This window comes from Algibacter lectus (assembly GCF_900112395.1).
GTDB lineage: Bacteria > Bacteroidota > Bacteroidia > Flavobacteriales > Flavobacteriaceae > Algibacter > Algibacter lectus.
Genome location: NZ_FOLN01000010.1, coordinates 59,212 through 81,902 on the forward strand (window position 1 = coordinate 59,212; position 22,691 = coordinate 81,902).

14 protein-coding genes are annotated in these 22,691 nt (G+C 32.7%); 3 read left to right on the plus strand and 11 right to left on the minus strand.

Translation table 11 applies throughout. The annotated features are described in order from the left end of the window. Positions 1-17 precede the first annotated feature (17 nt). From BM246_RS15765 to BM246_RS15815, 11 genes are all read right to left on the minus strand, one after another. Positions 18-2,180 carry an OstA-like protein gene (locus tag BM246_RS15765; RefSeq protein ID WP_074939198.1) on the minus strand — a complete coding sequence of 721 codons (2,163 nt, stop codon included), beginning with the start codon at positions 2,178-2,180 and terminating at the stop codon, positions 18-20. A 124-nt stretch (positions 2,181-2,304) separates the two neighbouring features. After that, positions 2,305-3,210 (minus strand): glycerophosphodiester phosphodiesterase family protein, encoded by a 906-nt coding sequence (locus BM246_RS15770; protein WP_074939200.1) that lies wholly within the window; start codon positions 3,208-3,210, stop codon positions 2,305-2,307. Positions 3,211-3,270: 60 nt separating this feature from the next. Further along, a complete protein-coding gene (locus tag BM246_RS15775; protein WP_074939202.1) occupies positions 3,271-4,848 on the minus strand; it encodes a calcineurin-like phosphoesterase C-terminal domain-containing protein in 1,578 nt (525 codons plus the stop codon). A 10-nt stretch (positions 4,849-4,858) separates the two neighbouring features. Next, positions 4,859-6,295 (minus strand): SusD/RagB family nutrient-binding outer membrane lipoprotein, encoded by a 1,437-nt coding sequence (locus BM246_RS15780; protein ID WP_074939205.1) that lies wholly within the window; start codon positions 6,293-6,295, stop codon positions 4,859-4,861. An 11-nt stretch (positions 6,296-6,306) separates the two neighbouring features. Then, complete coding sequence (locus BM246_RS15785) at positions 6,307-9,744, minus strand: SusC/RagA family TonB-linked outer membrane protein (protein ID WP_074939207.1); 3,438 nt, start codon at positions 9,742-9,744, stop codon at positions 6,307-6,309. An 82-nt stretch (positions 9,745-9,826) separates the two neighbouring features. Further along, on the minus strand, positions 9,827-10,759 hold the full coding sequence (locus tag BM246_RS15790; protein ID WP_074939209.1) for a FecR family protein: 933 nt from the start codon (positions 10,757-10,759) through the stop codon (positions 9,827-9,829). Positions 10,760-10,858: 99 nt separating this feature from the next. After that, entirely contained in the window at positions 10,859-11,437 is a 579-nt protein-coding gene (locus tag BM246_RS15795) for an RNA polymerase sigma factor (RefSeq protein WP_042502899.1), read from the minus strand. Positions 11,438-11,584: 147 nt separating this feature from the next. After that, positions 11,585-12,862 carry an adenylosuccinate synthase gene (locus tag BM246_RS15800; RefSeq protein ID WP_042502897.1) on the minus strand — a complete coding sequence of 426 codons (1,278 nt, stop codon included), beginning with the start codon at positions 12,860-12,862 and terminating at the stop codon, positions 11,585-11,587. Positions 12,863-12,873: 11 nt separating this feature from the next. Further along, on the minus strand, positions 12,874-13,341 hold the full coding sequence (locus tag BM246_RS15805) for a Fur family transcriptional regulator (RefSeq protein ID WP_042502895.1): 468 nt from the start codon (positions 13,339-13,341) through the stop codon (positions 12,874-12,876). Positions 13,342-13,367: 26 nt separating this feature from the next. Continuing rightward, positions 13,368-15,593, minus strand: coding sequence for a RelA/SpoT family protein (locus tag BM246_RS15810; RefSeq protein ID WP_074939211.1), 2,226 nt, complete (start codon positions 15,591-15,593; stop codon positions 13,368-13,370). A gap of 66 nt (positions 15,594-15,659) precedes the next feature. Beyond that, positions 15,660-16,238: a non-canonical purine NTP diphosphatase gene (locus BM246_RS15815; RefSeq protein WP_074939213.1), complete on the minus strand. Its 579-nt coding sequence runs from the start codon at positions 16,236-16,238 to the stop codon at positions 15,660-15,662. 274 nt (positions 16,239-16,512) lie between these two features. Here BM246_RS15815 and BM246_RS15820 point away from each other — a divergent pair, with 274 nt between their 5' ends. The 3 genes from BM246_RS15820 (at position 16,513) to BM246_RS15830 (ending at position 22,581) form a co-directional block, all read left to right on the plus strand. Further along, positions 16,513-21,750 (plus strand): PAS domain S-box protein, encoded by a 5,238-nt coding sequence (locus BM246_RS15820; RefSeq protein ID WP_074939215.1) that lies wholly within the window; start codon positions 16,513-16,515, stop codon positions 21,748-21,750. A 10-nt stretch (positions 21,751-21,760) separates the two neighbouring features. Then, a complete protein-coding gene (locus BM246_RS15825) occupies positions 21,761-22,174 on the plus strand; it encodes a response regulator (RefSeq protein WP_042498201.1) in 414 nt (137 codons plus the stop codon). 107 nt (positions 22,175-22,281) lie between these two features. Continuing rightward, the gene (locus tag BM246_RS15830) at positions 22,282-22,581 is read left to right on the plus strand and encodes an HPF/RaiA family ribosome-associated protein (RefSeq protein ID WP_074939217.1); all 300 of its coding nucleotides are present in this window, start codon (positions 22,282-22,284) and stop codon (positions 22,579-22,581) included. Positions 22,582-22,691: the final 110 nt, after the last annotated feature.

A 22,691-nucleotide genomic window follows, 5' to 3' on the forward strand; every position in this document is an offset into this window, starting at 1 on the left:
GTTATCGTTAGAAGTAATTAGTATTCTTTAGTGTTGTTGTTGTTGTTGTTGTTGTTGTTAAATTTTATTATTTCTGGGTTCCAAGCGAACAGTTTTTTTGTTAGGTGTACACCGCTAAGTATCACTTTTATTTTAATATTGTTGTCTGTTTTCTTATTGATTTTTAACACGTGTTTTTTCCATTTATTGCTGAGAGTTATTTGGGAAAGACCATAGTTATAAGACTTGCCATTTTCTTGGAACAGCATATAAACAGTTCCTTCTCCTTTTAACCAAATGGAAAATTGAAATTCACCATTTGTAAAAGGTGTTAGAAAAAAGACATGGCTATTACCTCCGTTTTTTGAAAGTTCAAAAGCGGTACTATTATTAATAGGTGAGGTTTCTGTTTTTGATTTTATAATTAAGTTACTTTTTATCCAATCTTTTGAATCTAATGTTTGATTTTGTTTTAGTATGTTTGTGAATAAAGGGTTTTTATACCTAATTTCATTTCTTTTTATGTTAATAATATTTATCCGCTCCAACAACTCCTCATCAAAAAAGTTTTCTTGTGGTACATAATCTTCTAAACCTTTTATTACGGCTAGCTCGAAAGGTTCATCTTCTTTAAATAAATCGTCAACACTTAGAGGGCGCTCATCTTCTCTCCAATCAAAACCTTTCAGGAATTTATCTTTTTCTTGATAATCTTTTTCAGGGAATAGTGTGCCATCAACAGTATTTAATCGCGTATATTCTTCAATGTCACTATTTGCAAATAACATCTTTATACTACCAGATTTAGCTTTGTCTATACCTATTAATTCTTGATTTTCATCACGTGTATAAAATATAGATTCTGCATTTTTATTAATATTTACTTCTCGTAATTCATTCGCGTCATTAAATAAACCAACTAAGGTTATTCCAAAAATTTGATTATATCCATTTTCACTAATAGTATCTTTACTAATTATAAAAGCGTTATTAAAAACACGAAGTGAATCTAGTTTTTCTGTTTTTGAATTTGAGATTAAATGAATAGTGTCACCTGTCATTTGGTTTGCGTTATTCCATAGAATGGGGCGTCGCTTTGTTGAAAAAGCATCGGTAGGAGCAAAGCGGTCTAGATTTATTAATTCGGTAATACCTGTTTTTTGATCAGCATGAATAGAATCGGCTTTTGCACTAATGTCTGTTTTAAAGAGTTTAGCATTGTAATAGGCTCGGGTAATTCTATTTTCAGGTTTACCGGTAACCATTATTTTATCGGCATGTAAATAGACAGAATCTTTTTCTTGAACCGTTGTTACTAAGGCGCGTTTAGTGATAAAAAGAGAATCTTTAGCTCTAAAAACTTCGGCGTAATGGCCCGTTACAATACTCTTATTTATAGTGTCAGTAATTTTAATATTGTTGGTTGCTGAAGCAAAACTTTTAGTGTTATCAAAATATAGACTATCACCTTCTATAATACGATCATCATAATATATCTTAGAATCTTTCAGTGCATACCCAGTCTTGTTTTTTGTGTCATAAAAGCCTTTTTCACAGTAGGTTTTACTATCTTCTGTTGTTATGGTTGATGGGCCGAATAAATAAGCAAGTCCTGTATCTTCATAAAAATCAAAATAATTTGAATTTACCACAGTGCCGTCACCTGTTAAAACAACATCGTCAACAAACTGGAATTTTTTATCAGTCATATAATAACGACCAATTTTACTTGTAATAGTTCCTGATGAATCTTTAACAACATTACCACCACTTTTATAAAAAGATTGTTGTTTTATTCTATCGAAATATAAAGTATCTGAAGAAATAGTTGAATTTGGACTTTTTAAAACAACTTCACCACTAGCGAAGGCTAGTTGAGAGGTTCCACTATATTCAACATATTTAGATGTCATGGTTATGGTATCACCTTGCTTTACAATAACATTTCCGTAAGCTTCAACGAAGTTTTCACCACTGTAGTAAATGGCCTTATCGCACCACATATTACTACCAGCATGGGCAATATGTACCTGCTGCATGCTGTTACGTGTTAGTACTTTTGCTCCTGGATAATTTTCTTCATCTACATTTAATCGCCCAGCATATTCAATGCTTATTTTCTTTTTATCTTGTGCGGTTAAAATTGTTGAAATTCCAAGAAAGAAAATGATGAAAGTGTATATAAATTTTGTTCTTATCAAAATGAAAATGTTTGTGACAAAAATAACGATTATTAAACAGTATAATTGTATTGATGTAAAAAACGCTTCAATAATTTTTGAAGCGTTTCTCAAGCATTAAAATATTTGACTTTATTTTTAATAATTAATCTAACAAATTTAGTACGCGTTCTGGATAATCGGTAATGATGCCATCTACTTGTAATTCAATCATTCGTTTTATGTCCTTCTCATTATTAACCGTCCATGGAATTAATTTTATATTTAAATCTCTTAGAGAATCAACTGTTGTTTTGTTTTCTATGAGTTTGAAATTTGCTCCATAAATTTGAGGTTTAAAATCTAATTGGTTCAAATTACTTTGAATGCTTCCCTTTGAAACCAAATAAGCGATTTCAATTTTGGGATATTTTTGATGTAAAACATTAAGGGGGGTAGTATCGAAAGATTGGATATTCACTTTGTCTTCCATTTGTTTTTCTTGAATGATTTGCATAACTAAGTCAACAAAGATATCTGGTTGGGGTTGATAGATTCCATAAACCTCCGCTATTGATTTTATTTCTATATTGTATTTTACGGAAGGTAATTTATGCTCTTTAATTTCTTTTTCGATAACATCAAACACTTCGCTTAACAAGGGTTTGTAAGTTTTTATTTTTTTTTGATTCGGGAAATTTTGATTTCCTCTAGAACCTCCATCAAATGTTTTAATGCTATCATACGTCATTTGGTATAAATTATAATTTTTCTCTTCGGATTTTAAAATAGGTTCACCTGAAGCTTTAGACATATACAAAGAAGACATGTAAGGCTCATGCGATACCACGACTTGATTATCTTTTGATATAATTAGGTCTAGCTCAAGAACATTTGCGCCTTTATGAAGTGCGCTTAAAAAACCTTCGATTGAGTTTTCTGGAAAGTTGCCGCGGTCACCACGATGTCCTTGAACTTTAATGTTATGTTTTGTAATTGGTTCTTTAGTTTCTGATTTACAACTCACGGTTAATATGAGTAAGATAACTGTTAAGGTTTTCAATATTTTCATCTGTTTATAATTAAAAAGCTTGTTTATCATTTTACGGACAAACAAGCTTTTGGTTTAAATTTATTGTTTTGGAGTTTCTAATCTGTAAGAACTCGTTTCGGTATACTCGTTTCCAAACATATCCGTAGCTTTAATTTCAATTTTATGGACTCCAATTTCTAATTTAGTCGGTATGGAACCACGCCATAAATGATTACTGATAATTGGATTTGACGACCGTCTTCCAACCATTAATTCGGTTTTGGTATCCCATTCATTAACCTGTGACACATAGGAGGGATCGTAATCTTGGACGTGCTTCATAGGCTGCCATTCACCACTATCAATACGATATAAAACTGTGTCTTTTTCACTACCCATAAAGAAGTTGGCATAAATTCCCGCTCTTGTTTTTCTTCCTTGCGCAACTACTTTTGGAGCAAAAATTTCTATCTGAAAATCTTTTGGTTTTCCAGCTACTTTATATTCTATGTTGTATTTGTTTTCATCAAAATGTAAAAAAGCGTAACCTTTTGGCGTACCATCTCTCATGGTTGAAATAGGGATGCCGGCTTCGTTTAATTTGCCCGAATACCAATCACCAGAAGTAGTCCCTACATTATATTCATGATGTGGTTTTGCTCTTAACCAACCTTGTGAAGCATCAAAAAAGGTTTGTTTTTGAATGTGTGTATGAGCTGAAAGTGATAGTGTATTAGGATAATCTTTTAATAGACTAAATAGCTTTTCACGATCTTCATCTTTAAAAGCATCGCCATTTGGTTCGCTTAGAGGGATATGGAAAGCCAAAACGATAAGGTGATCTTTTGGAACAAATTTTAAATCGTTGGCTACAAAATTTAATTGATCTTCTCGAAATCCACCCCAATAGCCTTTGCCATCTCTAGGATCTGGATAAAGAATATTATCTAAAATAATAAAGTGCACTTTACCAAAGTTAAAAGCATAATTTGCTGGGCCAAAATGAGCTTCGTATGTTTCATCGCTAATAGTATCTGTTTTAGCATCAAAGTTCATATCATGGTTTCCCATAACATTATACCAAGGCACTCCAATTTCTTTTACAGCATCAATATATGGATTAAATAAACTTAAATCATCACCGACTAAATCGCCCAAACTTAATCCAAAAGGTACATTTTTGATGGCTTCAACTTCAGAAACGATACCTCTTTTAAAGTATTCTATTTCTTCTAAAGTATAAGCTTGTGGATCTCCAAATACCAGTGCTGTAAATTTAGTGATTTCTTCTGTTTTAATTAATCCGAAATTAATCGATTTAGGAAGTTTACCTGTGGGGGCTACTCCTTTAAACTCTAATTCTGGAGAACCCTGAGGTTTGTGGTTGTAGAAGAATTTGGGTAGGTTATTGGCATCTGTAGTAACGTTGTACCCAGAAGGTTTTATAACAGAAATAATATGATCGGTACCAATTGGGAGTTCGTATTTTCCATTTTTATCGGTTAAAACCACTTGTTCTCCGTTACTAACGGCTACATCTTTAATGCCTTGTTCTTTTCTTTCTTTTTTATTGTTTTGGTTCAGGTCGTTGTAAACATAACCTGTTACCTTGTTTTGTGCTGTTACACCTAATGTTAATAAGGTGGCACATGTTAGAATAAATGTTGTTTTTTTCATGGTATCTCAATTATTTGTTTTCCCACCAAACCGGTGTGTTTATATCATCTGGGCCACCTAACATTTCAACTGCTTTTTTGTAATTAGAAGCATTGTTTATTTGCACATCAGTTGGATAGTAAAAACGAACAGGCATTATTTTATCATTTAACATGGCTTCTGTAGTTGGTAATACTGGCAACCCAGTACGTCTATATTCAAACCATTGTTGATAATCGACAAAATAAAGGGCATAATATTTTTGTAGCATGATTATATCTAAGGTACCATCATATTTTGTATTGGAATTATCAAAATAAGTTGACGGCATTTCAATATTAAACTGTTCAATTGCAGCTGTAACACCATTGTTATAATGTGTTTCTGCATTAGAAGTATAGCCACGCTGTGCTAATTCTGCTTTAATAAACTCAACCTCTGCATAAGTTAATAGGAAAATTTGCATAGGGTTGTTTGCTTGGGTTGTATTGAGAGCAGAAGCGTTATAGGTAAACTGAGATTCGGGACCGTCGAAAGCACTAGGTATTCCTTTATATCCTATTTCTACATTATTCAAGTCTCTAGCAATGGTTGAAATATAAGCGCGTCTTGGGTCTTCAAAATCATTTAAATTATCAATAAAAAAAGAAGCTATTTTAGTAAATAAACTAAAATCTTGTGGCCTACCCCAAGGAGATACATTTGGAGTAACACCAGTAACTTGTAAAATAGCAGACTCTTCATTGTTTTCAAATACAGGATAGGTTATAGGATTGTTGACTATAGCCGTCATTTTTTGAAACGCGTTGGTTTCTGTTCTATTGGAAATACGAAGCAATAACCTTAAGTGTAATGAGTTTGTGAATTTTTGCCACTTTTTAATATCATTAAAAAAGAGAATGTCATCGGCGTAAGCCATACCTTTACTAACATCATAAATGCTATTGGCTTTTTCAAGGTCTGCAAGAATGGTTTCATAAATAAGCTCTTGAGAGTCGAAAGCAGGGTAGAAGTTTCCTTCATCACCTTTTACTGCCTCTGTCATTGGTACAGGCCCAAATATATCGGTAAGGTTGGCATAGACCATAGCGTTAAGTGTTAAAGCGATGGCTTCGTAATTTTTGTCTTCTAATATTAGGGCTGCAGCATGCATTTCCTTGATATTATTAAGCCATTTGTAATAATTATTCCATGATGAATTACCGGCACTCTGACTTACATCATAACGATGTAAACCACCAGAAACACTAGGTAGTGGTACAGATACTTGCATTAAATCGAATGTAACACTGGCGCTTCTGCCGGCGTTATGGGCTGCTAACCCATAGATAATTGGGTTTATTAACGTGCCAGGACTAATTTCATTAATACGATTTGGATCTTCGTTAATTTCTGCAAAATCATTTGTACATGATACTACAATAGTAAAGCAAAGTAGTGTACAAAATAAATATTTTAGTGTTTTCATTTTTATAGATTTTATAAATTTACTTTTAAGTTAAAACCATAGTTGGCTGGTGAAGGCATTTGTCCCATTTCAATTCCTGGTAAAATAGTGTCTCCATTTAAGGCAGCTGTTTCAGGGTCGTAGATTGGAAAATCAGAAACGGTTGCTAAATTTCTTCCAAAGGCGGAAATGCTTAAACTTGTAATTCCTGTATTTTTTAAAGATTTTTTAGGAAAGTTGTATTGCAAACTCACTTCTCTTAATTTTAAGAATGAAGCATCAAAAGAGTTCGATTCTACATTGGCACGACGGTAGTAACGATTGTACCAGTCTGGAGTTATTGCAGCAGTAGTATTTGGAGAATATGTGCCATCTGTATTTAATACCACACCGTCTCCTGTTATAAAACCTGTTTCTCGTCCTTCATAAGTAGATGTTAATTTACCTTGTTGAATAAGTTTGTGATTAGACTGAGAGTAAACAATGCCACCGTACTGACCGTCGACCATAACATTAAGCGTTATATTTCCAAAGCTAAAACTGTTATTTAAACCAGCTTTCCAATCTGGACTAGCGTCTCCTATGTATTGAATTTCGTCTGGGTAGGCTGGTAGCCCTGCATTATCATAAACAATTGCACCTTCTGGCGAACGTACAAAACCAAACCCGTAAATAGCGGTTGTTGTACCGCCTATTTTAGCTAATAATGTGGCATTACCACCAGAGCCTATTTCTTGTTGACCATCAACTCCATCAGCAAGTTTTAAAACTTTATTCCAGTTTTTAGACCACGTTAGTGTGCTTTTCCAATTAAACTTCTCTCTTTTTATTATTTTTCCGCTAAGTGTCAATTCTACCCCTCGGTTACGCACTTCACCAGAGTTTAAAACCCCAGAGCTATAACCTGTAGTGATATCTAAAGGCACTGAAATAATTTGGTTTTTAGTCGTTGTTTCGTAAACAGTGGCGTCTAAGTTTATTCTGTTGTTTAATAAACGAGCTTCGATACCTGTTTCATAACTTGTTGTTATTTCAGGTTTGAAATTGGCATTGAACAAGTTGGTAGCTACAGATGCCGAACTAGCAAACGCACTTTGACTATAATATTTACTCGTTTTATAAGGATCGGTGTCGTTACCAACTTGCGCGTATGAAAAACGATATTTTAAGTAATCCATCGCATCGGGTAAATCGAATATTTCAGACATGATAAAACTAGCATTTGCCGATGGGTAGAAAAATGAATTATTTTCTATGGGTAAGGTGCTAGACCAATCGTTTCTTCCAGTTAAATCTAAAAATATTTTATTGTCGAAAGCCACTGAAAACAAACCATATAAGCTGTTTACTCTTTTGTTTTTGTCATAGGTTTGAATTAGCGGATTGTTTACGCCGTTAGCTAATTTATAAACGCCTGGAACAACTAAACCATCAACAGAAGCATCTGTTCTTCTATATTTATAATCCATAGAGTTTCCTCCTAAAGAAGCAGAAAATGAAAATTTATCACTAAGTTCATTGTCATAGCTTAGCAGGAAATCGGTATTAACTTCTTGCTTCCAAACGTCTTGTGTTTCGTAAAAACCTTGTTTGTATCGGTTGATACTGTATGGTCTTTTTTGTTCTCTTTCTTGGTAATAGGTGTTTAATGATGTTCTTAGCATTAATTTTAATTGTGGAGCTAATTGAATGTCACTAAAAATATTTCCTACGATTTGATTGCTTGCTAGCGCATTTGTTGCTTCATAAGCTATGGCGTATGGATTGTCTATGTAAGAGCTAAATGGCTGAATTTGTTGAATTTGATCCTGACCTTGTTTCCAAATATTACGATACCAATCTAAATTAACATTAGGGTTTTGAAAAATCATAAAGTAAGCTATAGAACCGTTGTTGTAACCTGTACTTGGTAAATTGTCACTAGTTCTATTATTATAGTTTACAACAGAACCTATTTTTACATGATCTGAAACTTGATAATTAGCGTTTAAAGACGCTGTTACTCTTTCAAAACCAGTGTTAGGCATAATCCATTCGTTTTTAGAATGTCCAACAGAAAGTCGCATTGAGCCTTCTTGATTTCCTCCTTGAATAGATATATTATTGGTGGTTGTTACACCGGTACGCCAGTAGTCTTTCCTATTATCTTCGTAAGGTTGCCAAACCTCACGCTGAGCAGATTGGCCTTCTAAATTCGGATCGTATTGGTAGTAATATTGATTGTTAAATTCAGGCCCCCAAGCACTACTTGTTCCGCCAGTACTATTACCATCTTCCGAAGAACCATAAGAATAATAAGGAATGCCTTCAGTATTAAAACTTTTACCTGTTCCTTGCCCATATTTATATTGCCAATCTGGCCAACGTTGTATAACATCTAAGCTTATACTTGAGTTATAGGTTACACCCAACCCTTTTGTTTTTTTACCAGATTTTGTAGTAATAATTAAAGCACCATTAGCAGCACGACTTCCGTAAAGTGCTGTTGCACCTGGGCCTTTTAAAACAGTTACGTTTTCAATATCATCTAAATTCAGATCTGATATTCCATTCCCGTGATCTATTGGAGAATCTTCGCCTATATAAGCATTTGATGATCCTGAAGTTGTCATTTCACTGTTCACAGGTACGCCATCAACCACAATAAGTGCATTGTTGCCGTTAGCATTTAAAGAGTTGTTACCTCTAAGTGTTATTTGCTGTGAATTCATTGGGCCAGAACCCGACGATACAATATTTAAGCCTGCAACTTTTCCTTTTAATCCAGACGACCAGTTGTTAGGTGCTGTTTGTGCTAAACTTTCACTTTCAACGGTGGCTTGCGAGAAACCTAGTTTTTTTTCTTCTCGTTTTATACCTAAAGCGGTAACAACGACTTCGTTTAGGCTATTTATGTTTTCTTGTAAAACAATTTCTAATAAAGTGCCAGGTTTTGCTTTTATGGTTTTAGAAATATAGCCCATAAAAGAAATAGTTAGTTCTGCATTTTCTTCAGTTAACGCTAAACTAAACATACCATCAAAATTAGTTGAGGTACCATTTTTAGTACCTGTTTCCATTACAGTGGCGCCAGGTAACGGTAATCCTGCTTCATCCATAATTTTACCTTTAACAAGTTTTTGTTCTCTAGAATTTAAAACGGTAATGGTATGGTTTAAGATTTTAAATTGAAATCCGCTTTGTTTTGATATTTTCTTTAAAATAGTTTGTAAATCTTCATTTGTAGAATTAATAGAAACTTTTTGAGGTATTTCTGTTATTGAATTATCAAAAATAAAAGTATAAGCAGTTTGGTTTTCAATAGCGGAAAACACATCTGTTACTAAAGCATTTTTTAAATTTAAAGAGACTTGAGTATTGGTTATGTTATTAGATTTTGCAGTGGCTATCGTTGTTGTTAATAGCATACATATTAAATAAAAATTTTTAAGAGTTAAATAATTTTTAAAAAAGTGTAATTTAGTATTCATTTTCAATGATTAACGTTAATTAATTTAATGTTATTTGTTATTCAGCCCATTTTCGTTGCAGCGGAAATGGGTTTTTTTATTATTAATTTTTCTTTTGGTTCTTTCTTATAATAATATGGTTTGGTGTTAAGTAATCTATTTTTAAATCTTTAAGTAGCTCGATACTTTTCATGACGTTTTTTAAGGTTTCATTATTAAATTTTCCGGTAATGGTTTCTTGTTTCGTTTTTTCATCTTTAAATTCTATTGAAACATTATACCAGTTTTCCAAAATCTTAGCTGTGTTTTCGAGTGTTTCGTTATTCAAAACAATAATGTTTTTGGTCCAAGCAATTAAATCATCACTATTGGTATTATTCAGAATAATAGGTGTTTGATTTAAAAAGGTAACTTGTTGATTTTTGGTTAAAATCACTTTGTTTTTAGGAGATACTTTGGAGCGAACAAGTACTTTACCGGTATTTACACTAACGATAGTTTTATTGTTGTTGGTAGCGTTAATATTAAAGGATGTTCCTAAAACCTTAGTTTCTGTATTATTTGAAGATATAATAAAAGGCTTCTTTAGGTTTTTGGTTACTTTGAAAAAAGCTTCACCTGTTAATGTAATATGTCTTTCATCTGTAAAATTATCATGATAAGTTATACTACTGTTTGAGTTTAAGAACACGCGGCTGCTATCTGGAAGTAATACATCTCTTCGTTCACCCATTTGAGTTTTAATAGTTATGGGGTTTATACTAAGAAGTGAATATGAAAAGGTGATACCTATAATGAGTAAAATGGAAGCAGCAATGGAAAGATTTTTGTAGTTAAATGGATGTGCTTTTTTATGAATAACGCTGTCTATAGCATTTTTTATTTTTCTTTCTTTTCGAAAGCTTAAATTAATGGGGATCGATTTATGCTTTTCTTGCATGGCATCGTAAAAATTATCGACTTGCCTTTTTTCATCTTTAGTGGCAACGTTATTAATGTATTTTTTAGCTATGTGAATAAAATGTTTGTCTTTCAAAATGGTCTTGTTTATTTACAAGTCTCAATTTTTAAGTATAACACGTAGAAGAAAAGTGGAGGTTAAAGGTTTCTTAATATAAGTAGCCCCATGTTTACTTTATAGAAACATTGTGATAACAAAACCAATAATATGATTTGTTTTTAGAGAAGATTTTAATTTTTTAAGCGCATCGCTAATATGCTTTTCTACCGTTCGAATAGAGATGTCTAGTTTTTGAGAAATTTCGGTATTAGATAATTGTTCAACCCTACTTAAAATAAATACTCTTTTGCATTTAGGAGTTAGTTTGTCAATTTCTAAGAACAGGCTTTCTTCTAGCTCTTGGTACTCTAGGTTTTTTTCTGACGGACTAGAAATGAAAATATTTTCTAGTGCTTCAAAATGGGTAGAAGTAAATTTTAAATCGCGGATATAGGTTGTTATTTTGTACTTAATGGCTCTAAAAAGATATCCCTCAAGATTTACTATTTCTATGGTTTTAGATTTGTGCCAGAGGCTTATAAATACCTCTTGAACAATATCTTCGCAAATTTTTTCTTCAGTATAAATTCGGTATGCATAGGTATATAAAATTTTCCAATAGCGAATGTATATTTCGTTGAAAGCACTCTCATTACCTTTTTTTAGAAGGATTTGAAGTTGTTCGTTAGAAGAGTTTTTGAGAGGTCGTTTCATAATTACAGCATACAAACAAATGTAACTGTAAAATGAATTTTATTGAAAGCATTTAGTTTAACTAATAGTTAAGAAATAAGCAACAAAAAAAGACCTGACAGTTTCGAGAAACATATCAGGTCTTAAAATATTATTTAGAAATAGGTTTTATTTATTTCTGAAAATTGTCTGTTTTCTATCTGGTCCAACAGAAACGATAGTAATAGGAATTTCTAATTCTTTTTCTAAAAACTCAATATATTCATTTAAAGCTTTTGGAAGTTGAGATGCTTCAGACATTTCTGTTAAATCTTCTTCCCAACCGCTAAAATCTGTATAAACTGGTTCTACATTTTCTGGTTCGATGTTGTAAGGGAAATGCTCTATAACGTCTCCTTTATATTTGTAAGCTGTACATACTTTTAAGGTTTTAAAACCAGAAAGCACATCACCTTTCATCATCATTAATTGAGTAACACCATTTACTTGGCAAGCATATTTAAGCGCAATTAAATCTAACCATCCACAACGACGTGGACGACCTGTAGTTGCACCAAATTCGTTACCGACTTTTGCCATTTGAGCACCATCTTCGTCAAATAATTCAGTGGGGAATGGGCCAGAACCAACACGAGTTGTGTAAGCTTTGAAAATCCCGAATACCTCACCAATTTGTCCTGGAGCAACACCTAAACCAGTACAAGCACCGGCTGCAGTGGTGTTACTAGATGTTACAAATGGATATGTTCCAAAGTCAATATCTAATAAAGATCCTTGTGCGCCTTCGGCTAAAATTGTTTTACCAGATTTTTGTGCTTGGTAAACATATTCTTCAGAATCTATAAATTTAAGAGATTTTAAAACTTTAACAGCTTCAAAGAATTCTTTTTCAAGCTCGTCTAAATCGTATTCAATTTCAACATTGTAAAAAGAAATCATAGACTGATGCTTATTAGCTAAAGCTCTATACTTTTCTTTCCAATCGCTTAATTCTAAATCGCCAACACGTAAACCATTTCTTCCGGTTTTATCCATGTAAGTTGGGCCAATACCTTTTAATGTAGATCCAATTTTAGCTTTTCCTTTAGAGGTTTCGCTAGCTGCATCTAGTAATCTATGTGTTGGTAAAATGATGTGTGCTTTTCTTGAAATAACTAGCGATTTTCTGTAATCTACGCCTTGTTCTTCAAGTTTGTCAAGTTCACCTTTAAAAATTACTGGGTCTATAACAACACCGTTTCCTACTAAATTGGTAGCATCATCATGAAAAATACCCGATGGAATAGTGTGTAAAACGTGTTTTTTTCCGTTGAAAACCAAAGTGTGTCCTGCGTTTGGTCCACCTTGAAAACGTGCAATAATGTTGTAGTTAGAGGTTAGTACGTCAACAATTTTCCCTTTGCCTTCGTCTCCCCATTGTAATCCAAGTAGTAAATCTACTGCCATTGTAAAATTAGTTAGTTGTCCTTTTTGCTATCGGGAGATTTTTTTTTCCCGTAGAAATAGAGTGAATGATTATTTATCTCAATATCGAAAACTTCTTCGATAGTTTTTTTAATAGATTGAATTCGAGGATCGCAAAACTCGATAACTTCTCCTGTATCTGTTAAGATAACATGGTCGTGTTGCCTGTCAAAATAAGATTTTTCGTAATGTGCTTGATTTTGGCCAAATTGGTGTTTTCTAACCAAACCGCACTCTAGAAGTAGTTCTATAGTATTGTAAAGTGTAGCTCTCGAAACACGATACTTTTTGTTTTTCATATTAAGATACAGAGATTCTATATCGAAATGTTCGTTGTTATTATAAATTTCTTGAAGTATAGCATAGCGTTCGGGGGTTTTACGGTGTCCCTTATTCTCTAAAAAGCTTGTAAAAACGCTTTTAACTATGTCTTGATTTTTTGTATCTACTTTTGTATCCATAATTTCATCGCAAATTTACACTTTTTTTACACTCTAGTAACCTTATCTATACCATTAATTTTTTTAAGACGGTCTAAAAGTTTTTTCAAAAGGGTTTTATTCTTCACCACAACATCAATTTTTCCTGAGAAAAGCCCGTCGTCACTTTGAAAACTAATACTTTTCATATTAACACTCATGTTCTCAGAAATTATGGTGGTAATGTCGTTGACTAACCCAATATGATCAATTCCGGTTAAAGAAATATGTGCCAAGAATTCTTGCTGAGAAGAATCGATCCATTTGGCAGGCATGATCCGGTAGGCGTAATTAGATTGTAAACTCAATGCATTGGGGCAATTCATTTTATGAACTTTCAAACCATCGGAAACAGTTAAAAACCCAAAAACATCATCACCAGGTATCGGGTGGCAACAGGTGGCTAATTTATAATCTAGCTTTTCTTCTTCTTTATTAAAAACAACAGCATCGTATTTTGCTGTAATTTCATCTTTTTCTAATTCGTCGGTATTAATATTGGCTTTACGAGTTATTTTACTTTTAAGGAAACTCATTAAAGCATTACTTCTCGATGCTGCATATGCCTTAAGCATGGTGTTATCTATAGTACCAAGACCAACTCTGTAAAATAAATCTAAACTTGTTTTAAGCTTAAAGTAGTTAACCATTTCGTTAACAGAAGCTTCGTTAAGGTTAATTTTAAGTTGTTTTAATTTTCTGCGTAAAATTTCTTTACCATCTTCTCCTATAAGTTTTCTGTCTTCTTTTAAGGCAGATTTAATTTTACTTCGTGAGCGCGCCGTGGTAGAGTAATCTAACCAGTTTGGATTAGGTTTGGCATTTTCTGAAGTTAAAATATCGACTTGGTCTCCACTTTTTAGCTCGTAACTAAGCGGTACCAGCTTGCCGTTAACTTTAGCGCCTCTCGTTTTCATACCAACTTCAGTATGTATGCTAAATGCAAAATCGAGAGTTGTGGCACCTTTTGGTAAAGATTTTAAATCTCCTTTAGGAGTAAAGACAAATATTTCTTTTGAATATAGATTTAGTTTGAATTGCTCTACAAAATCTACAGCATTGGTATGCGGATTCTCTAAGGCTTCCTGCAATCTATTTATCCAACTTTCTAAATTATCTTCTTTTTCGCTTCCTTGTTTATATTTATAGTGTGCTGCATAACCTTTTTCGGCGATTTCATTCATACGCTCACTACGTATTTGCACTTCTACCCAACGGCCTTTTGGCCCCATTACTGTAATATGTAGCGCCTCGTAGCCTGTACTTTTAGGTGAAGAAATCCAATCGCGAAGACGAATAGGGTTTGGCCTAAAGTGATCGGTAACTATAGAATATATTTTCCAAGCAAGAAATTTTTCGTTCTGCGGGTCGGCATCACATTTATATATAATTCTAATTGCAAACTTATCATAAACTTCATCGAAAGATACCCCTTGGTTAATCATCTTCTTCCTAATAGAGAAAATAGATTTCGGACGTCCTTTTATCGTGTAGTTTAGTTTTTCTTTGTCTAGAGAGTGTTTAATAACTTCACTAAATTGTTCAATATAAAGATCTTGGTCTTTTTTGCTTTCTTTAGTTTTGTTTAAAATATCGTTGTAATCTAAAGGCTCTAGATATTTTAAGCCTAAATCTTCTAATTCTGTTTTTATATTATAAAGTCCAATACGGTGGGCTAAAGGAGCATAAATATAAAGGGTTTCCGAGGCAATTTTAATTTGTTTATCCGGCCTCATGGAATCCATAGTTTGCATGTTGTGCAACCTATCGGCAATTTTTATAATAATAACGCGAACATCATCATTTAGAGTAAGTAACATTTTACGAAAGTTTTCCGCTTGGAGCGAAACATCCATATCTTGATCTTTACTTAAAGAAGAAATTTTGGTTAATCCAGCAACAATGGTTGCAATGGTTTTGCCAAATTGTTTTTCAATATCTTCTATGGTATAATCTGGGCTATCTTCAACAACATCATGCAGTAAAGCAGCGGCAATAGAGGTGCCGTCCAAGCCAATTTCTTGAGCTACAATTTTGGCCACAGCAATGGGATGGAAAATGTAAGCTTCTCCAGATTTACGGCGTTGGTCTTTATGTCCGTCTACGGCAACTTCAAAAGCCCTACGAATTAGTTTTTTATCATCATCAGAAAGCGTAGTGTAACTAACCTTTAGCAGTTCTTTATACGCTTTTTTTATGGCCGCATTCTCTTTTTCTAAGTATTCCTCTGTCATAGACTAAATGTAATAAAACAATTTTAATAGCCAACCCCAAAAAGATTTTTTTTTAATGCGTTATGCTTAATTTTTTTCATTTAAAAAATCAACTAACTGCTTAACAGCTTTACCTCGATGGCCAATACTGTTTTTTACACTTAAGTCCATTTCGGCAAAGGTATTGTTATGGTTATTGGGTTTAAAAACGGGATCGTAACCAAAACCTTTTTTACCATGCTTTTGTGTTGTAATTTCACCTTTACAAATACCTGTAAATGTATACAGTTCTCCATTTAGATGTAGTGCGATTACCGTTTTAAATTGGGCAGATCTATCGGTTTCATTGTGTAATTCGGTTAAAAGTTTGTTGGTGTTATCTTCTGCATTACGCTGTTCTCCTGCATAACGTGCCGAATAAACTCCTGGTTCGCCGTTTAAAGCATTAACTTCTAGGCCTGTATCGTCAGCAAAACAGTCGTAATTATAATTCGTTTTTATGTATTCGGCTTTTTGCTTGGCATTACCTTCAATTGTATTTTGAGTTTCAGGCACATCTTCAAAGCAGCCAATATCTTTTAAACTAAGAAGTTCAATTTCACTCGGAATTAAAGATTGTACTTCTTTTATTTTATTCATATTATTTGTAGCAAAAACTAGTCTCATTCGTAATGTGGGGTTTTTATGACTGTAAAAGTCTTATTTAGTTTAACTTATTGTAAAAAAAACGTACATAATTATATATAATTTCATATTTTGGCATAGTTTTGTTAATATTTGTAGCCCCGAATAATAATACATATATCCCTCTGTTTCGTGTTTTTCTTATTCCAATGTGGCTTAAGTGTAATAATAGCATTCTATTTTTAAATATTAGAATTAAAATAAAAATAATTTTTGTTAAGTAAAGTCAATTAATATTGATTGCTAAAAGCTATTAATGGAAAAATTAGAAAAATCTATAAAGAAAAGATATCTACTATTTGTCTCTTCTATTATAATAATCACTTTAACTGCCTTGTTTATTGTTCAAAGTAGTATCAGCTCACAGATTTTAGATTCTAAATTAATTAGTGTTGCTGGAAAACAACGTGTTTTGGCTCAGCGTATCTCTAAAATTGCGTTTAGTATTGGGTATGACGACAAGCAGGAGGCCAATATAAACTTACTAGACAATTTATCGAATGTTACAAAACAATGGGATAGTTTACAGGCATATCAGCAGGCTATTAATAACAAAAAGGAAAATAGCGAAACTGTAGCTGTTCTTCTAGAAAAAAATAAATCCTATTTAAATAAATTATCAGCTTTTGGTAAAAATGTTATTGGTCAATCTGATTTTGAATTATTAAAAGCAGAATTAGAAAATATTGCAGAATTCGAGAAGCCTTACTTTGAAAATATTGATACTTTAATTTCTGAATATCAAAAAGAAGGAGAGAAAAATCTAAAAACTTTAAAAACTGTTATTTATTCTCTTGCTATAGGAACCTTTTTATTGTTACTAGGTGGTTTTTTAACAGTGATACGCCCAGCATTCAAGAAATTTTTGTTCAATTTAAAAGAAATAAAATCTTCTAACTATGAGTTAGAAGCGTCAAGAGCTGAAATAAAATCAAACCTTTCCGAGCTTAGAAAGCTTAAAACAGATTTGGAAATTAAAGAAGCCAATAATAAAATATTTATAGAGCAGGCTCCAACAGCTATTGCTATGTTAGATACTAATATGTGCTATATAGCAGCTTCTAAAAAATGGATTTCAGATTATAAAATGGAACATGAAGAGATTGTTGGTCGCTGCCATTATGATCTTTTTCCTGAAATTGGAGACGAGTGGAAAGCCAACCATCAAAAATGCTTAAATGGAGCGATAGATGTTTGTGATGAAGCTCCTTTTGTGCGTTTGGATGGCACAGTGCAATGGATTTATTGGGATGTGCGGCCTTGGTATATTTCCGAAGGTGTTGTTGGAGGCTTAATTATGCATACCGGTGATATTACGCATATTAAACAGAAAGAGGAAGAAAAAGATAGGATAGAAAAAATATTAGAAAAAACAAATGAAATTGCTCGTATTGGAACTTGGGATGTTGATTTAATAAAAGGCACCATATTTTGGAGTAAAGTTGTTTTTGAAATACATGAGTTACCTTTAGATTATGAGCCAGATTTAGAAACGGCTATTAATTTTTTTAAGGAGGGAGAAAGTAGAGATGCCATGCAAGAAGCTGTTAGAAAGGCAATGGAGCATGGTACGTCTTACGATATAGAACTGGAATTAGTAACAGCTAATGGAAAAACGGTTTGGACGCGGGCCATTGGTCAGGCTGAATTAGTAAATGGCGAATGTGTTCGTATTTACGGGATTTTTCAAGATATTGATAAGATAAAAAGTTCTGAGCTTGCTTTAAGTAAAGCGCATACAGAATTGAAAGCCATTTTTAATTCTGGAACAATAGCCATTGTTTCTACTAATGCAGATGGTATTATTAATCATTTTAATCATGGAGCTGAACTTCTAACAGGATATTCTGCATCTGAAATGATTGGTCTAAAAAGACCAAGCTCGTATCATTTACAAGAAGAACTCGATAGGTTTAGAATAGATATAGCTGATCTATATGGAAAAGATTCCGAAGGCTTTAATGCGCAGTTAGAACTCTCCAAAAATAATGCTTATGATACTCGTGAATGGACGTATTTAAGAAAAGACGGAACAACGCTGCCGGTACAATTAACCTTAACTTCTATAAAAGATGAAGAAGGTGAGCTTATTGGGTATTTAGGAGTATCAACCGATGTGTCGGAAAAAAGAATTGCTCAAAACGAACTTTTAAGAAAAAATCAATTATTAACATTTGCTGAGAAAATTACCAAAATGGGAAATTGGCAGTGGGATGTTGTCAATAATACAGGGAAGTTATCAGGTGGAATGTATGAGATTTATGAGGTAGACCTTAATGTGGATACTATGGGGTTTGATGATTTTTTTAAGTTTGTTCACCCAGAGGATAAGGAGAAAGTAGGGCTTCATGCTAAAGCTTCATTAGAAAACAAAGTATTTGAAAACAACTTTGTACACCGTATAATTACTGCTAAAGGAAATGTGAAAATAGTTCAGTTATTAGGTGAGGTAATTACAAATGAAGTAGGAGACGTTATTGAAATTATTGGAACATGCCAAGATATTACCGTACAGAAAATGGCAGAAAATAAGTTTAGAGGCTTATTAGAATCTGCTCCAGATGCCATGGTAATAACTAATGAAAAAGGAGAAATTCAACTTATAAATAAACAAGCTGAAAAATTATTTGGCTATAACATAGACGAATTGTTAGGGCAATCTGTAGAAATACTAATTCCTCAAAGATTCTCAGGACCTCACCAGGGGCATAGAGAAAACTATTTTGAAAAACCTCACGTTCGATCTATAGGAGAAGAAAAAGAATTGTATGCCATTAATAAAGAAGGAAAAGAAATTCCAATACAAATAAGTCTTAGCCCTCTTGAAACGGAGCAAGGTGTATTGGTGTCAGCAGCAATACGAGATATTACAGCCCAAAAATTGGCTAAAAGTGAGTTATTGCGTAAAAACCATTTTTTAAGTTTTGCTGAAAGAATAGCCAAGATGGGGAATTGGCAATGGAATGTAGTTGCTGATACATTAGAATGGTCGGACAATATGCATGGTATCTACGGAAGTGATAAAAACGAAACAGATTTAAATTATTATACGTTTTTTAATTTTGTTCACCCAGAAGACCAAGACTTGGTTACTAAATATATAGATGAGGCTTACAGAGAAAAAAAGTTCCCGAGTAATTTTATACACCGTATTATTACTACAGATGGTGAATTGAAAACCGTACATTCTTTAGGTAAGGTTATTCTTGATGATCAAGGTGAAATTATCGAAATGATTGGAACCACCCAAGATATTACGGAACATAAAATGGCTGAAGCCGAACTTTTGCGTAAGAATCATTTTCTAAATTTTGCTGAAAGAATAACAAAGATGGGGAATTGGCAATGGGATGTTGTTACAGATACCCTAAAGTGGTCGGCTAATTTGTATGGTATTTTTGAGCATGATGTAACGGATGAGAATTTAAATTATAATACGTTTTTTAGTTATGTGCATCCCGACGATAAAGCATTTATTACGCGTTTTATAGAAGATGCTTTTTTAGAAAAGAAGTTTCCGGATAATTTTATACACCGCATAGTTACAAGTAGAGGAAAAATAAAAACAGTTCATTTCTTAGGTGAGGTAATTCTTGATGATCAAGGAGAAATTTTTGAAATGATAGGAACTTGCCAAGATGTTACCGAACAAAAAATGGAGGAAAATAAGTTTAGAGGCTTGTTAGAATCTGCGCCAGATGCTATGGTGATTACTGATGAGGCTTCCAAAATTCAAATGATTAATAAGCAAGCAGAGAAAATGTTTGGTTATAAAATTGAAGAATTATATAATAAATCTGTCGATTTACTATTGCCTAAACGTTTTTTAACGGGCTGCGAAGCTAAAGTTGATACGTTATTAGGAGATTTAGTAGGAACTGAATCTTCGGGGGAAGAAGATTTAGCAGCTATGAATAAGGAGGGAAAAGAATTTCCCGTTCAAATAACTTTAAGTCCATTAGAAACGGAAGATGGTGTTTTAGTTTCTGCGGCAATACGGGATATTACGGCGCAAAAATTAGCTAAGGCAGAGTTGCTACGTAAAAATCAATTGTTAACTTTTGCTGAGAAAATTACCATGATGGGTAATTGGCAGTGGGACCTTATCACAAATGAGGTAAAATGGTCTGCTAATCTTTATAAAATTTTTGGATTGGATAAAGATACTGAGTTGGCTTATGATACCTATTTTAGTTCTGTTTATGAGGATGATAAAGAACTTGTTTCAAAGCATGTAGAGCAGGCTATTGCTGATAAAGACTTTTTAGATTTAACACATCGTATTTCGTTGCCAGATGGTTCTTTAAAAACAATTCAACTCTTAGCAGAGGTGGCTACAGATGCTAATGGTGAAGTTATTGAAATGACAGGAACTTGCCAAGATGTAACAGCCCAGAAAATGGCTGAGAATAAGTTTAGAGGCTTACTAGAGTCTGCGCCAGATGCTATGGTAATTACTAATGAAGACTCCTTAATTCAAATTATAAACAAGCAGGCAGAATTACTTTTTGGATATAAAATAGACGAAATTTATAATAAACCTATAGATTTACTCTTGCCAATTCGATCTTTAGAAGATCATGAGTTTCAGAGAAAATCGTTTCTTAATAAACCGAAAACAACCGAACTGTCTGAAGGTAGAGATATGTTCGCTATTAATAAAAATGGAAGGGAATTCCCTATACAAATGAGCTTAAGCCCCTTGAAAACAGAAGAAGGGATGTTAATATCTGCTGTAATAAGGGATGTTACGGATCAAAAGTCGGCTCAAAATAAAATAATTAAAGCTAAAAATGATTTAGAGATTCTAGCTCAAAAATTAATTAAAAATAATAATCAATTAGCCGATTTTGCACACATTACATCGCATAATTTAAGAGCTCCAGTAAGTAATCTTAATTCGCTTCTAGGTCTGTATAACGCTTCAGTTAGTGAAGATGATAAAGCATTTTTGTTCGAGAAATTTGAAAAAGTAATAAATCACCTTACGGTGACATTAAATACTTTAGTAGATGCTGTTAAAATTAAAAACAACACACCTAAAGAATTTGAAAAACTTAAATTTAATGATGTTTTAAATAAAACAAAAGAAATTTTAACAGGGCAAATCATGAAGAATGAGGCTATTATTACTAGCGATTTCTCCGAAATATCAAAAATAAAATACGATAGAATTTATTTAGAAAGTATTTTTCTTAACTTAGTAGGGAATTCTATTAAGTATCGCTCTAAAAATCGTGTTCCAGAAATATTTATTAAATCTGAGATTATCGATGGAAAAGTTAGATTGTTCTTTCAAGATAATGGCTTAGGAATTGATTTAGAAAAGCACGGTCATAAATTATTTGGCCTTAACAAAGTATTTCATAGGCATCCAGAAGCAAAGGGTGTTGGTTTATTTATGGTTAAAACACAAGTAGAAGCATTGAATGGTACAATATATGCAACAAGTAAAGTAAACGAGGGTACTACGTTTTATATTAATTTTAATTAATTGAGTTATGATGAATACACCTGTTAATATTTGCATAGTTGATGATGATGATATTTATCAATTTACTGTAGTGAAAACACTGGAGTTATTGGAGTTTGAAAAAAATATAAAAGTTTTTTCTGATGGAGAAGAAGCCTTAGAGTTTCTGTTAAGCAATCTAAACCAAAATGATGAGCTTCCAGATGTTATTTTTCTAGATATTAATATGCCTATTATGGATGGCTATCAATTTATGGAAGAGTATGTTAAAATTAAATCTAAGCTTGGTAAGAAAACAGTAATATATATGGTGTCTTCATCTGTAGATCCTGTAGATATTGAAAAGGCTAAAAGAATTAGTGATATATCAGATTATATTATAAAACCTATTGAGCCAGGGAAGCTTAAAAGCATAATGGAACAATTAATAAAAGAAAGTAATTAGAGAGCTGTTGAGTATGAGTTAGTTGGGTTAAAAGCGTTTTATATATGACGAAAATCATTTAAAATCAGAATTCCCAAAGCTATATTTGATAATATAAAATATAAGTTATGATAGTAAATTTTGAATACGTAGGAGTAGATGCAAGCGAAACATTAACAGCTTTCACAGAAGAGAAATTAGAGAAATTATTTAATCGTTATGAGTTTTTAATAAGCGCAACGGTTCATTTTAAACAAGATGAAAAGGCTCATGATGCTGGTAAAATATGTAATATTGAATTAAGCTTACCAGGACCAAGAATATTTGCAACATCAAACGAGCGTAATTTTGAGGTGTCGGTTAGAGAAACAGTTAACGATTTAGAAAAACAACTTAAAAAACGTAAAGAAGTTTATAAAACGCACTAGAATTTAAGAGTATCATATACAAGTTAGAAAGAGGGCTGAAATTTTATTTTAGCCCTCTTTTTTGCTTTTGAATAAGGTTTTAATAAAATCTTAGATTAAAATCTGTTTTA